The organism is Dietzia psychralcaliphila (assembly GCF_003096095.1).
GTDB classification, from domain to species: domain Bacteria; phylum Actinomycetota; class Actinomycetes; order Mycobacteriales; family Mycobacteriaceae; genus Dietzia; species Dietzia psychralcaliphila.
Genome location: NZ_CP015453.1, coordinates 2,934,023 through 2,946,809 on the forward strand (window position 1 = coordinate 2,934,023; position 12,787 = coordinate 2,946,809).

Genomic DNA, 12,787 nt, shown 5'->3' on the forward strand with positions numbered 1-12,787 from the left:
CGCCGAGCGGACGGGCCCCCTACCCGAGGTCCGCCTCCTGCACGTTGTAGGCGACATCGGTGAACTCGAGTTCGATGTAGGTGAACCACTCCCCTGTCTCCGGGTCGAGCCAGCGTGCCTCGCCGACCGAGGGCAGCCGGACGCCGTGGAAGTCGCGGCGCCCGAACATGGGAGTCGACCAGGGTTGGCGGGCGAAAGAAGAACCGTCGCCGGACGCCCGGAGGCGGTCCTCGGAGTGGAAGTCGACGAGATCGCCGGAGTCGTCGAAGATCACGTCGGCCGTCACGCTCTGGTCACCGGTGGTGAAGACCCCGCGGACCCGGTTGCGGTCGACCTCGGTCCACTCGACCGGCGCGTCGACCAGGGCTCCGGGCGCCAGCAGCACGAGGTCGTTGAACACGGTGACCGTCTCCCCGCGGTCCATCTCGGGGCCGGCGGAGTCGAGGACCGTCACGAGGGACAGCAGTCTGCCGCGCATCGTGGCCGCGGTGTCGGCGTAGGAGTGCAGGACGGTGACGGGCAGTCCGGCCCTGGTGGCGTCGATGAGGAACACCCGCTGCGGCCGGGGGCCATAGGTGTTGAACTGCTCGCCGGTGAAGGGCATCCACTCGGATTCGGGGCCGCTGCGGATGCGGCCGCGGAGCTCGGCGTGGACGTTGACGACCCGGGGCATCCCGACCGCGCCGGTGCGTCGCACGTAGGTGGCCAGCGGGCCGGGTAGTACCTCGAGGTCCGCTTCCGTGAGCACCGGAGGGTCCGCCTGCTGCCCGCGGACCGCGCTGGTGGCCTGGTCGCGCCACTGCGCGTGGAAGCTGGTCGGACCCTCCGCGAGGAACCCGTAACCGGCCACGATCACCAACAGCACGGTCACCGCGGTGCCGGCTCTGGCATCACTCCACGAGGTGACGATCGCCGCCTGCGAGACGACCGCCGCCACCGCGGCGAGGACCCACCACCAGGTCCGCGCACCGACGGCCAGGGTCGCCGCGGTGGCGAGCACCAGGAGCGCGGCGAGCAGCCAGAGCGCGGCTCCGGCCGGGCCGATCGGCTGGGTCAGCTGCGCGATCTCGGCCCAGCCGAACCCCTTCGCGGCCCCCGGCAGGTGGAGCAGACCGTGCCCGACCAGTACCACCACGACGATCCATCGCAGTGCGGTGAGCATTCCCGTCACCTTCCCACCTCAGCTACGAGGGCGCTCCCCGGCAGTCGGCTGTTCCGGTGGGGTCTCGCCCCGCCCCATCGCTGATCCGGCGTCACCCGGCTCGGGTTCGACCGGCTCCTCCGGCCCCTGGTCCAGACGGAACGGCGGGTACTCGTCGCGCAGGAGCAACACGTACGAGCCGACCCGGTAGACCCAGCGGTTCAGGCCCACGATCAGGTTGAAGAGTCCGGGCAGGTAGCGACCGGTGAACAACAGCCCGATCGCCGCGATCAGCACGAGTAGGCCCACCAACGAGAAGTTCCACCCGGCGTCGCCGTCCTCCGAGGCACTGCTCAGGGCCGCTCCGCCTCCGGTGAGGATCCCCACGATGAACAGGTGCGGGATCACCAGCAGCCACCACTTGACCAACACCAGACCGCGGGAGAGCTGCCCGGGGTAGGCCACGTCCAACCCGGCCGGGTAGTCGGCCGGCGCCAGCGAGAAGGGTGGGTACCGGTCCGTGCCGAGCGCGGAGTAGGCGTAGAACCCGACGCGCCAGTTCCACCGCAGCACCCCGACGCTGAACATGAACCACGACCGCGGGTAGCGGCCGGTGAACAGGATCGCGAACCCCGAGGCGATGGTGGTGACCACCAACCCGAACCACAGCAGTGCCATCACGATGTAGTGCGGGATCGCCAGCGCCCACTTGATCAGCCACATCGCGCGGGAGACGCCGGGGTCCAGGTGACCGCTCAGGCGCAGCGGGTCGGGACCGGCAGCAGCGCCGGGGACGCCCACGCCGGGCCCGCGGTCGATGTCGCGCCCCAGGCCTGCGGCGCCGAGGAGGATCAACGGCAGCCCCAGCACCAGAGCCACGATCCCGGAGACCAGGGCGCCGGGATTGGCCAGCCCGAACAGCTCGGTGTGGGCGCCCACCTGCACGTCGACCCACACCGGTCGCGTGCCGTCGGCGTTCATCACCACGACCACCCAGTCGCCGGACTGCAGTTCGACGGTGATCGTCTGCTGATCGGAGCCCGTGGCGGACTGGGTCCAGAAGTCCTGCTCGGCGGGCGGTTCGGGGGCGCGGGTGCCGGGCACCTCGTCGAGCACGGTGTCGTCGAACACGGTGTCGTCGTCGGCCCCCGAACCCCACGCCATCGGATTGTCGACGGAGTAGCCGGTATCCCACGGGTCGTCGCCGAATACGGCGTGCGGGACATCGCTGAGATAGGCCGAGACGTCGGCCGCATCGGCGATGCCGATGAACACGTCCTGATCGGGGACCACCGACGTCGCGCGCAACTGGAGCGAGATCAGGTCATCGAGGCTGAACGTGCCTACGCTGACACCCTCGTCGACGTGGACCGTGAGGGGCGTGGTCGTGATCGCGTGACCGACGGTCTGGACTCGGTCGGTGTCGGTGTAGGCGTACCGACCGTCTCGCTGGGAGGCTTCGGCCACCATGAGGGCCGCTCCCGTCGCCGTCAATCCGAGGCCGAACGCGGCGAGGAGGACCCCCGCGACGAGCATGACCCAGTTCAGGGGGCGCGTACGAGGAGGCTCCTGGACGGATGTAGAGAAGGGTCCGGATGGGGCAGTCTGTGGAGTTGCCATGATGGGTCCTTGACGAGAAGGGTGCGGATCCACCAGCACCAGCGCATCCGCCTTCAATGCATGACTCTACGCTTATACAGCCAGCGTGATGCGCACTACTTGTGGAGTGTCAACCCCGGCCCCAACCCCGACCCCGACCTCGACCCCGATCATCCCCGGCCCGGTCCCGGCCCCGAGGGGAGAGACCCCCACCGACGCCGGACCCGTCCTACTGTTTCTCCTCGATCAGGGCCGGAGACCATGAGTGTCGAACATGAACTGGAGCAGGGGACGATGGCGTACACACCCGGACTCGGTCGGACCCCGCGGATCGTGGCGATCAGACTCGGGACCGCCGCGCTGGCTGCTGCCGGCACTCTGGCGCTGGCCCGATGGTGGCCGTTCGGCTCCGCTCCCGGCGAGAACACCGTTCTGACCCTCGTCGCCGCAGCGATCGGGGTGATCGCGCTCGGACTCACCATTCCCAAGGTCACCGAGGGGTGGCCGGTGCGGGTGACTCCGGCCCCGGACGCAGTGGTGATCCCCGCCCGGCGGCTGACCATAGCCCAGCCCCTGGCCGTCACGATGTTCCTGGCGGGACTCGCGGGCGTGTTCGGTTCCGCGGGCGGGGTCGAGGGCCCACGCGGCACGTCGCCCGTGGGGTGGGCACTGGTCGCCGCGCTCTGCGCCTTCGGTCTGACGTATCTGATGGTGCAGCGACCGTGGCGGCGACGCATCGAGTTACGCAGCGATGCGCTCGTCCTGGGCGCGGGCGAGGAGGCCTCACACATCCCGTGGGACGACATCGCCGCGATCAGGCAGGCTCCGCTCGTGTCCACCGCCACCTCGGGCCCGGAGCACATGCGCGCGTACAACGCGGCCGCGATCACCGTCGACCGCCATTCAGACACCCGGCGCCCCCGCACGCGCCGGCTCGAGGACCACTACCCCACCGGCGATCTGGCCTGCCCGTTCTCCACCCTGCTCCCGGCGCTCCAGCATCTCGCTGCCCATCCCGCCGCCCGCACGCTCCTCGCGAACCCCGATCAGGCGCGCCGGTTGTTCACGGGTGACCTCGCCCCCACCGAGGAGAAGCACTGAAGGAAGGGACGCGGGGGGCAGGGTTGCGGGTCGGAGCGAGCGGGTCAGGGTTGCGGGTCTGTCATCAGTGTCGCGGCGCCGCGAACCCCGTGGCGGGCAGCGAGTGGAACCCGCGCGTGAACGGCGAGAGCGCCCGGACCGCGGCGCCCTGATCGACCCCGACCGTCGGGTGCGCGGCGTACAGCTCCTCCACGGCTATCCGCGCCTGCAGACGCGCGAAATGCGACCCGATGCAGAAGTGCGGACCACGGGAGAAGCTGAGGTGTCCGGAGATCTCACGGGTGATGTCGAACTGCTCGGCGGTGGGGCCGAACTCGCGCTCGTCACGGTTGGCCGACGCGTAGAGCATCATCACCTTCTCCCCCTCAGGGATGGTGGTCCCGCCCACGACGACCTCCCGGGTGGTGGTGCGGGCAAGCCCCTGAACGCTCGACTCGAATCGCAGGCACTCCGAGAGCGCCCCGGGGATCAGCCCCGGGTCCGCCACGAGCAGCTCGCGCTGCCGCGGGTGCGCGTCGAGCAATGCCACGGTGTGCGAGATGAGGTTGCCGGTGGTGTCGTTGCCGCCGGCGACGATGACAAAGCAGAAACCGAGGATGTCCCAGTCCGTGAGTCGCTCGCCGTCGATCTGAGCCTCGGCCAGGGCTGAGACGAGGTCCCCGCCCGGGTTCGCGCGCCGTTCGGCGATCAGCTCACCGAAGTACCCGAACATCTCGGCCACCGCCGCGATCGCCCCACCCTCGAGGCCCGCCGGGCGGAATCCCTCCTCCTGCAGGGTGGTCAGCGCGCTGACCCACGGGCCGAACCGCGGGCGGTCCGCGGCAGGCAGGTCGAACAGCTGGGCCAGCACGAATGTCGGAATCTGCGAGCTGAAGTCGCGGTGCAGATCTACGACCTCGTCGTCGTCGTACCTCCCGGCCATCTCCGCCAGCCGCCCACGGACGAAGTCACGGATCTGCGGTTCGGTCTCCGCGACGCGCCTGGGCGAGAAGGCCTTGGCCAGCAGCCTCCGCTTCCCGGAGTGCTCGGGCGGGTCCATCATGACGATGGTCGGCGCCAGCCCCAGCTTCTCGATCTCGTCGCGGTAGAAGGTCAGGCCGCTCGCGGAGGAGAACGTCTCGGTGTCGCAGACGGCGGCGTCCACGTCCGCATAGCGGGACAGGGCCCAGAAGTCGGGGCGGCCTGCCGTGCCGTCGCCGCGGTGGAAGTGGACCGGGTCCGTCTCACGCAGCACCCGGTACCCGGGGTAGGGGTCGACCAGGTGCGCGGTGTCGAACGGGTCGAATGGCGGCGCGGCGGGACTCATGGCCACATTTAACACGTGCTGTTAACCAAAGGGAAGGGGCGATCTAGACTCGGGCGGGTGCCCCGCTCCACCGCCATCTCACGTCAGCCCCGATCGACCGCCACCCGGGAGGCCCTGTACCTGGCCGGTCTGCGCCGATTCGCTTCCGACGGCTGGCGGTCGGCGCGGATACGCGACATCGTCAGCGACGCCGGACAGGGCAACGACTCGGCGATCAACTACCACTTCGGCGGCCGCATGGGGCTGCTCGAGGACGTGCTGCTCCGCGGCGTCCTACGGATGGAGGACGAGCGGCGGGCCGACCTGCAGCGGTGGGCGTCGTCGACCCCCGACCTCCCGGAGATCGTGCGGGGGGTGGTGTCACCGGTGGCGGACCTGTTGGACGACGACGAGGGCCGCTGGACCCTCCGGGTGATCGCGCAGGTCGGGGCGCTGGCCGAGGTCGGTCGTACGGTGACCACCGGGCCGGTCGCGGACACCGCGCTGCAGGACCAGCTGGAGATGCTGATCTCGGCCACGACCGCCCGCTGCGGAAGGGAGTTCGCCGAACACCGGGTCCGGCAGCTCATCGTGATGCTCACCGCCGAACTCGCGGTGCGGGCCTGCGATCCCCCCGAAGTCGGTCCACCCCACCGCGAGTACGTGGCGGACCTCGTGGACTGGCTCGCGGGGGGACTGGCGCGGCCCGCACCGCGGTGACGCCGGCCCGGCACGATCCGCCCGTGCGGGCGGGCCGTGGGGCCCGCCCGCTCAGATCGCCAGCGCCGAGGTGACCTCGTGGGCGGCGGTGTCGTCGGAGGCGCCCGAGTGGGTGACCCGTCCCGACTCCACCACGTAGAAGACGTCCGAGGCCCGCAGGGAGAACCCGACGTGCTGCTCGACCAGCAGCACGGACAGGTCGCCGCGCGAGGCCAGGTCCACGATGATCCGCTCGATCTCGGCCACGACGTTGGGCTGGATGCCCTCGGTCGGTTCGTCCAGCACCAGCAGTCGCGGTTCGGTGATGAGCGCACGGGCGATGGCCAACTGCTGGCGCTGCCCACCGGAGAGCAGCCCGGCCTTCCGGTCCAGCAGCTCCTTGAGCGCCGGGAACAGGTCCAACGACTCGTCGATCAGCGCCTTCCCCCGCTTGCGACCGTCAGCCACGACCCGCAGGTTCTCGGCGGTCGTGAGCTGGGTGAACGACTGCTGGCCCTGCGGCACGTAGCCGATGCCCAGCGCCACGCGGCCGTGCGGCTTCAGACCCGTGATGTCCTGGCCGTCGAAGGTGATCGTGCCGCCCTTGCACGGCAGCAGGCCGACGGCGGCCCGCAGCAGGGTCGTCTTGCCCGCCCCGTTGTGCCCGAGCACCGCGGCCACGCCGCCGGCGGGGACCTCGAGGTCCACCCCGTGGAGCACCTCGGACCCGCCGTACCCGGCGCGCACGCCCGACATCTGCAGTAGTGGGCTCATGTCTCTGACTCCTCCTCGAGTGCGGTGCCGGTGGCGGCTGCGGTGCCCAGGTACACCTGCTGGACCTTGGGGTCGGCCTGGATCTCGGTGACCGTGCCCTCGGCGAGGACCTTTCCGGCCGCGAGAACGGTGACGGAGGTGGCGAAGTCCCGCATGAAGTCCATGTCGTGCTCCACCACGACCACCGTGCGGTCGGCGGCGATGCGCTGGAGCAGTTCACCGGTGGCCTTGCGTTCATCGGCGCCCATGCCGGCCACGGGCTCGTCGAGCAGCATCACGTCGGAGTCCTGGACGAGCAGCATGCCGATCTCCAGCCACTGCTTCTGTCCGTGCGCCAACACCCCGGCCTTGGTGCCGGCCAGGTGCTCGAGCCCGATGGTGTCCAGCGTCTCGGCGACCACGGTCGCGCGGCCGCGGCGGCGCCGGAGCAGGGTCAGCCAACCCCGACCGGAACCGGCCGCGATGTCGAGGTTCTGCTCCACGGTCAGGTCCTCGAAGATGCTGGCCGTCTGGAAGGTGCGGCCGATCCCCATGCGGGCGATCTTGTGCGTCTTCATCCCCAGCACCGGCTGCCCGGTCTTGTCGACGGACCCGGTCGCGGGGACCAGCCCCGTGATGGCGTCGACGACGGTGGTCTTGCCCGCGCCGTTGGGGCCGATGAGGAACTTGAGATCGCCCTGGATCAGCGTGAGGTCCACCCCGTCCACGGCGCGGAACCCGTCGAACGACACGGTCAGGCCGCGGACCTCCAGGTAGGTCCGACCCGTCGAGGCGCCGGCTCGGCCACGGCCGGCCCCGGTCGAGCCGGTGGCCACAGCGGTGGGGGTCATGATGTCTCCTCTGGGGTGTGGGCGGATCCGGTGGTGGCGGGGGTCGCGCGGCCGGATTCGGCGGACCTGCGGCGCCGGCGGATGACGAACAGGCTGGCCAGACCGCCGGGCAGGAAGCCCACGACGACGATGAAGAGCACGCCCTGCAGGTAGGTCCACTGCGACGGGTAGGCCTCGGAGAAGGTCGTCTGCGCCCAGGCCACACCGATCGCTCCGAGGACCGGGCCGAGCAATGTCGCCCGGCCGCCGATCGCGACACCGATGAGGAATGCGATCGACGGGGCGATGCCGATCGCCGAGGGCGAGATGATCCCCACGATCGGGACGAACAACGCCCCGGCGATTCCTGCCGCGAAGGCGGCGACCGCGTACGCCAGGGACTTGACCAGCGCCGGGTCGTAGCCCAGGAAGCGGACCCGCTCCTCCTGGTCGCGGACGGCCACGAGCAGCTCACCGAAGCGGGACTGCATGAACTGACGCACCAGCAGCACCACGCCGATGAGCGCGCCACCGGTGATGAAGTACAGCATCTGGCGGTTGGCCGGATCCGACAGCGCGAAGCCGAAGAAGCCGGTGAACCGGTTGAGCCCGTTGGAGCCGCCGAGTTCGGGGCGGCTGACCAGGAAGATCGCCGCGGCCGCCGCGAGAGCCTGCGACAGGATGGCGAAGTAGGCGCCCTTGACCTTGCGGTTGAACACCAGGTATCCGAACCCGAAGGCGAGCAGGGGCGGCAGCAGCAGGATCACCGCGAGGGCGAACACCGGCGAGGCGAACGGCTCCCAGTACCCGGGCAGCGACCGCATGCCGGCGATCTGCATGAAGTCGGGCAGGGCGTCGGGCCCGCCGCGCTCGCGGGCGTCGGCGAGCTTGAGGTACATCGCCATGGCGTATGCGCCCACGCCGAAGTACACGCCCTGGCCCAGGGTGAGCATGCCGCCCCGACCCCAGGCCAGCCCGATGCCGGTGGCGACGATGCCGTAGCAGAAGAACTTGGCCAGCAGGTTGAGCCGGAACTCGCTCAGCAGCGCGGGTGCGACGCCGAAGATGAGGATCGCGGCCACGGCGAGCGCGACCCAGAACACCCAGCGGGGTCGTTCGCCGTCGGTGGTCAGCGCGCCGGGTCGCGGGAGGAGTGGCGGACGGCCCCGACGGCCCGACGCCGGTTCGGCCGGGTCCGGGGTGGTGGTGCCGATGGTGGCGGTGTCGGTCATGCCAGGCTCCTGGTCTTGACGGCGAACAGCCCCTGCGGGCGGATCTGGAGGAAGACGATGATCGCCACAAAGACGAGCACCTTCGCCACGGACGCGGTCGTGGAGTATTCGAAGAACGAGTGCAGGACCCCCAGCGCGAAGGCGGCGATGACGGCGCCCCGCAGCTGTCCGAGGCCTCCGACCACCACCACGAGGAACGCGTCGATGAGGTACGACTGGCCGATGGTGGGGCTCGTGGAGCCGATGAGGGTCAGGGCCACGCCCGCCACACCCGCGAGGCCGGAACCGATGAAGAAGGTGGTCAGGTCACTGCGGCGCGAGTTGATTCCGGAGCTCTCGGCGAGATCACGGTTGAGGGTGACGGCCCGGATTCGACGGCCCATCGGGGTGAACCGCATGGCCGCCATCAGTGCGGCGACGCAGGTCACGGCCAGGACGAAGATGAAGACGCGGGTGTACGGGACGGACGCCCCGAGCAGCTCCATGTTCCCTCGCAGGAAGGGGGGCACCTCGACGTTGACGGCGGGGGCTCCCCAGATGTCGCGGGCGATCTGCTGGAGGACCAGACCGACGCCGAAGGTGACGAGCAGGGTGTCGAGCGGCCGGGCGTACAGCCGTCTGATGAGCAGCACCTCGAGGATCACACCGAGCAGGCCACCCACCACGAACCCCGCCACGAGGGAGATCGCCAGCCCCGCACCGGAGGCGGCGACGAACTGCTGGATGACGTAGGCCGTGTAGCACCCGGCCATGATGAACTCGCCGTGCGCCATGTTGATGACGCCCATCTGCCCGAAGGTCAGGGACAGCCCGAGCGCTGCGAGAAGCAGGATCGAGCCGATGCTCAGTCCCGTCGCGAGTTGACCGATGATGATGTCCACACCGGCTCCTTTCTCCTGCGTACGCCCGCCCGCGGCGGTCCCGTCGACCGGGACCGCCGCGGGGGGCGGTGGACACGGACTAGGTCAGTTGCCGGACAGCTCGCCGGCCCAGTCGTAGCCCTCCAGGAAGGGATCCGGCTCGATCGGCTCGCCCGAGCTCCACACCTCGTAGATCAGGCCGTCGGGGCGGATCTCCCCGACGAGTGCCGTCTTGGAGATGTGGTTGTTGTCCGCGTTGATCGTCACGGTGCCCTCCGGGGCGTCGAAGCTGACCCCACCGGCGTTCTCCTGGATCGCGGCGACATCGAAGCTGTCCGCCTTCTCGACGGTGTTCTTCCACAGGTACAGCGAGGTGTACGCCGCCTCCATGGGGTCGGAGGTGACCCTCTCGTCTCCGTACTTGGCCTTGAACGCCTCGACGAACGAGGTGTTCTCGGGGCTCTCGATGGTCTGGTAGTAGTTCCACGACGTGAGCTGGCCGGCGATGTTGTTCGCGCCGATCCCCTGCACCTCTTCCTCGGCGATCGACACGCTCACCACCGGGGTGTCCTCGGCGGTGAGGCCGGCGTTGGTGTACTCGCGGAAGAAGGCGACGTTGGAGTCGCCGTTGAGGGTGTTGAACACCGCGTCCGGGTCGGCGGTGCGCACCTTGTTGACGATGGTCGAGAAGTCGGTGGACCCGAGCGGCGTGTAGTCCTCGCCGAGGATCTCGACGTCGTTGGCCTCCGCCCACGCCTTGATCACGCGGTTGGCCGTCTGCGGGAACACGTAGTCCGACCCGACGAGGTACATCGACTCGGCGCCCTGCTCCTTGAGGTACTCCAGCCCCGGGACGATCTGCTGGTTGGTGGTGGCGCCGGTGTAGAAGATGTTCTCGGACGCCTCCAGGCCCTCGTACTGGACCGGGTAGTACAGCAGGGCGTTGGCGTCCTCGACCACCGGCAGCATGGCCTTGCGCGAGGACGAGGTCCAGCCGCCGAAGATCGCGGCCACGCAGTCGCTGGTGATGAGCTTCTGCGCCTTCTCCGCGAAGACGGCCGGGTCGGACGCCCCGTCCTCGACGACCGGCTCGATCTGCTTGCCCAGCACTCCACCCTCGGCGTTGATCTGCTCCACGGCCAGCGCGACGGAGTCACGCACCGTCCTCTCGGAGATCGCCATGGTGCCCGACAGGGAGTGCAGCGACCCGATCTTGATGGTGTCGCCGGAGGTGTCCACACACGATTCTGCGGAGGCCGCGGCGGTGTCCGAGGTGCGGCTGCCGCAGGCGGTGAGTGCACCGGCCCCGAGGACCACCAGTGCGGCGGCGGCGACGGTGCGTCTGGAGATGGAATTCACGCGGGTTCATCCTTGCCGTGGGCGGGCGGTCGATGGCCCCCGCTTCTCGGGGATCGACGCTCGATGAACCCAAAGTTATGAGTTACATGTGAGCCGCACGGTTCCAGAGTGTTTCGTGCGTGTTGCCTCGATCCACCTGCAGTGAACCCTGGGTTTCGCGCCCGCTCAGGAACTGCTCAGTTGTGTCTCAGTCTCTCCGTGCGTCCTGCTCAGCCCTTCCGCAGATTCGGTGCCGGCGCCCCCAGGGCGTGCTCGCGCGCGGCGGACCACACCGCGCGCACGGCGGACTCCACCGCTTCCGGGCTCCGGCCCAGCACCCGCGCCCACGCCCCGCATCCCTCGGGCAGGGTGCTCACCCCACAGCTCACATCACCCCGGCTCACATCACCCCGGCGCACGCCCTCGCAGGAATCGGTGGCCGCCCGCATCGCGGCCGCCAGGTCCGCCGCCGGCCCCGGCGCCAGGACGAACACGGTGCCGATGGCGTCGGACCCGCCGGTGACCAGGTCGTCGTCGGGTCCGGCCTGTCCGGCGTCGACCCCGGCACCCGCTCCGCCGACGATCCGCGTGGTGTCCACGACCACCGGCGTGCCGTCGGGGCGGGTCAGCTCCACGTGCGAGACCAGCGCGTCCATCGCCCACCGCTCGCCGCGCGCCACCCGGCCGGCGGTGAGGACGTCGGAGACCACCAGCACCGCGTCGTCGGGGACCGTCGCACGGAGTCGCTGCTGGAACCTGCTCCCTGCATAGGGGATGAGGGGGTCGGGAACCCACTCGCACACCGCGCCGGCACCCAGCGTCAGCGTGACGTTCTGGGTGGCGTAGCCGGCGTCCATGCGGTGGACCCGCGTGGCGGCCTGGGTGGTGATCACCGCGTGCGCCCGGTCAGCCAGGCGGACGTCGATGTCCAGCCGGTCGCCGCCCACCACGCCCCCGCCCGTCGACATGAGGTACGTGACCGGGACGTGGGGCAGCACCGGGTCGACGTACAGCGAGCGCATCACCTGTAGAGGCGACTTCTGGTAGCGGTCGGCCAGAACGGTGCGGCCCCCGGCCGAGGTCCGGAAGTCGAGGTCCAGGACGCCGACCTTGCCCGGCGAGCCCACGGGCAGCGACCCGGCGGCGTGCACCGGGCCGGCCGTCACGACGGCCGAGACGTGACCGGGGTCGGCCGCGCGCGCCAGCCGGGCGGCCCGGGACGTCACGGGCGTGGAACCGGCCGGTGGGGTGATGGCGACCGGCGGGGTGACGGCCGGTTGGGTGACGACGTTGCTCACGCGCTCGGCAGCAGGTCCGCGCGACGCGACTCGAAGTAGTCCAGCACCTCGCCGACCCCGGTGCCGCTGAGGCAGTCGGTCAACACGACCGGCTTGCCCGAGCGCACGCGGTCGGCGTCGGAGCTCATCACGCCCAGGTCGCATCGGACGTACTTGGCGATGTCGATCTTGTTGATCACCAGCAGATCGCACTCGGTGATGCCGGGGCCCCGCTTGCGCGGCATCTTCTCGCCCTCGGCGGTGTCCAGGACGAAGAGGAACAGGTCCACCAGCACGGGCGAGAACGTCAGGGTGAGGTTGTCGCCGCCGGACTCGAAGATCAGGGTGTCGACGTCCGGGTGCGCCTCGAGCATCTCGGCTCCCACGGCCAGGTTCATGGTGGGGTCGTCGCGGACGGCGGTGTGGGGGCACGACCCGGTCTCCACACCCACCACCTTGGCGGGGTCCAGGACCCCGGCGAGCGTGCGGCGGACGTGCTCGGCGTCCTCCTGGGTGTAGATGTCGTTGGTGATCACCGCGGGGGCCCGGCCGCGTTCGATGAGCATGGGCACGAGCGCCTCGATCAGTGCGGTCTTGCCCGAGCCCACGGGCCCGCCGATCCCGATGCGCAGCACGTTCTGTCCCTCGGTCATGTGCGTCCCTTCCGTGGTG

At 70.2% G+C, this 12,787-nt stretch carries 12 protein-coding genes; 2 read left to right on the top strand and 10 right to left on the bottom strand.

The window, feature by feature from the left end:
* Window positions 1–19: 19 nt before the first annotated feature.
* Complete coding sequence (locus A6048_RS13535; protein ID WP_107745958.1) at window positions 20–1,162, bottom strand: DUF6544 family protein; 1,143 nt, start codon at window positions 1,160–1,162, stop codon at window positions 20–22.
* A gap of 18 nt (window positions 1,163–1,180) precedes the next feature.
* A complete protein-coding gene (locus tag A6048_RS13540) occupies window positions 1,181–2,677 on the bottom strand; it encodes a DUF4389 domain-containing protein (protein WP_107745956.1) in 1,497 nt (498 codons plus the stop codon).
* A 324-nt stretch (window positions 2,678–3,001) separates the two neighbouring features.
* Between A6048_RS13540 and A6048_RS13545 the strand changes: the two genes are divergently transcribed.
* Window positions 3,002–3,841 (top strand): hypothetical protein, encoded by an 840-nt coding sequence (locus A6048_RS13545; protein ID WP_107745954.1) that lies wholly within the window; start codon window positions 3,002–3,004, stop codon window positions 3,839–3,841.
* 64 nt (window positions 3,842–3,905) lie between these two features.
* Here the strand turns inward: A6048_RS13545 and A6048_RS13550 are convergent, their stop codons facing one another.
* The gene (locus A6048_RS13550) at window positions 3,906–5,147 is read right to left on the bottom strand and encodes a cytochrome P450 (protein WP_107745952.1); all 1,242 of its coding nucleotides are present in this window, start codon (window positions 5,145–5,147) and stop codon (window positions 3,906–3,908) included.
* A 57-nt stretch (window positions 5,148–5,204) separates the two neighbouring features.
* Between A6048_RS13550 and A6048_RS13555 the strand changes: the two genes are divergently transcribed.
* Window positions 5,205–5,846, top strand: coding sequence for a TetR/AcrR family transcriptional regulator (locus A6048_RS13555; protein WP_107745950.1), 642 nt, complete (start codon window positions 5,205–5,207; stop codon window positions 5,844–5,846).
* A gap of 51 nt (window positions 5,847–5,897) precedes the next feature.
* On the opposite strand, the gene urtE is transcribed toward A6048_RS13555, so the two are convergent.
* The 7 genes from urtE to ureG all read right to left on the bottom strand — a co-directional run bounded on the left by urtE (window position 5,898) and on the right by ureG (window position 12,768).
* Window positions 5,898–6,599, bottom strand: coding sequence for an urea ABC transporter ATP-binding subunit UrtE (gene urtE, locus A6048_RS13560; protein WP_107745948.1), 702 nt, complete (start codon window positions 6,597–6,599; stop codon window positions 5,898–5,900).
* Entirely contained in the window at window positions 6,596–7,429 is an 834-nt protein-coding gene (gene urtD, locus A6048_RS13565) for an urea ABC transporter ATP-binding protein UrtD (protein WP_107745946.1), read from the bottom strand. The genes urtE and urtD overlap by 4 nt, the downstream gene beginning before the upstream one ends.
* Complete coding sequence (gene urtC / locus A6048_RS13570) at window positions 7,426–8,640, bottom strand: urea ABC transporter permease subunit UrtC (RefSeq protein ID WP_235027628.1); 1,215 nt, start codon at window positions 8,638–8,640, stop codon at window positions 7,426–7,428. Before urtC ends, urtD begins: the two co-directional genes overlap by 4 nt.
* Complete coding sequence (urtB, locus tag A6048_RS13575) at window positions 8,637–9,521, bottom strand: urea ABC transporter permease subunit UrtB (RefSeq protein ID WP_107745944.1); 885 nt, start codon at window positions 9,519–9,521, stop codon at window positions 8,637–8,639. Before urtB ends, urtC begins: the two co-directional genes overlap by 4 nt.
* An 84-nt stretch (window positions 9,522–9,605) precedes the next feature.
* Complete coding sequence (gene urtA / locus A6048_RS13580) at window positions 9,606–10,859, bottom strand: urea ABC transporter substrate-binding protein (RefSeq protein ID WP_107745942.1); 1,254 nt, start codon at window positions 10,857–10,859, stop codon at window positions 9,606–9,608.
* A gap of 209 nt (window positions 10,860–11,068) precedes the next feature.
* Window positions 11,069–12,136, bottom strand: coding sequence for an urease accessory protein UreD (locus A6048_RS13585; RefSeq protein ID WP_244911011.1), 1,068 nt, complete (start codon window positions 12,134–12,136; stop codon window positions 11,069–11,071).
* A complete protein-coding gene (gene ureG / locus A6048_RS13590; protein ID WP_107745940.1) occupies window positions 12,133–12,768 on the bottom strand; it encodes an urease accessory protein UreG in 636 nt (211 codons plus the stop codon). Before ureG ends, A6048_RS13585 begins: the two co-directional genes overlap by 4 nt.
* Window positions 12,769–12,787: the final 19 nt, after the last annotated feature.

What these genes read in the sequence shown, in the direction of transcription:
- A6048_RS13535 (WP_107745958.1), bottom strand. Translation starts at nt 1,162, where the DNA reads ATGCTCACCGCACTGCGATGGATCGTCGTGGTGGTACTGGTCGGGCAC.
- A6048_RS13540 (WP_107745956.1), bottom strand. Translation starts at nt 2,677, where the DNA reads ATGCTCGTCGCGGGGGTCCTCCTCGCCGCGTTCGGCCTCGGATTGACG.
- A6048_RS13545 (WP_107745954.1), top strand. Translation starts at nt 3,002, where the DNA reads ATGAGTGTCGAACATGAACTGGAGCAGGGGACGATGGCGTACACACCC.
- A6048_RS13550 (WP_107745952.1), bottom strand. Translation starts at nt 5,147, where the DNA reads ATGAGTCCCGCCGCGCCGCCATTCGACCCGTTCGACACCGCGCACCTG.
- urtE (WP_107745948.1), bottom strand. Translation starts at nt 6,599, where the DNA reads ATGAGCCCACTACTGCAGATGTCGGGCGTGCGCGCCGGGTACGGCGGG.
- urtD (WP_107745946.1), bottom strand. Translation starts at nt 7,429, where the DNA reads ATGACCCCCACCGCTGTGGCCACCGGCTCGACCGGGGCCGGCCGTGGC.
- urtC (WP_235027628.1), bottom strand. Translation starts at nt 8,640, where the DNA reads ATGACCGACACCGCCACCATCGGCACCACCACCCCGGACCCGGCCGAA.
- ureG (WP_107745940.1), bottom strand. Translation starts at nt 12,768, where the DNA reads ATGACCGAGGGACAGAACGTGCTGCGCATCGGGATCGGCGGGCCCGTG.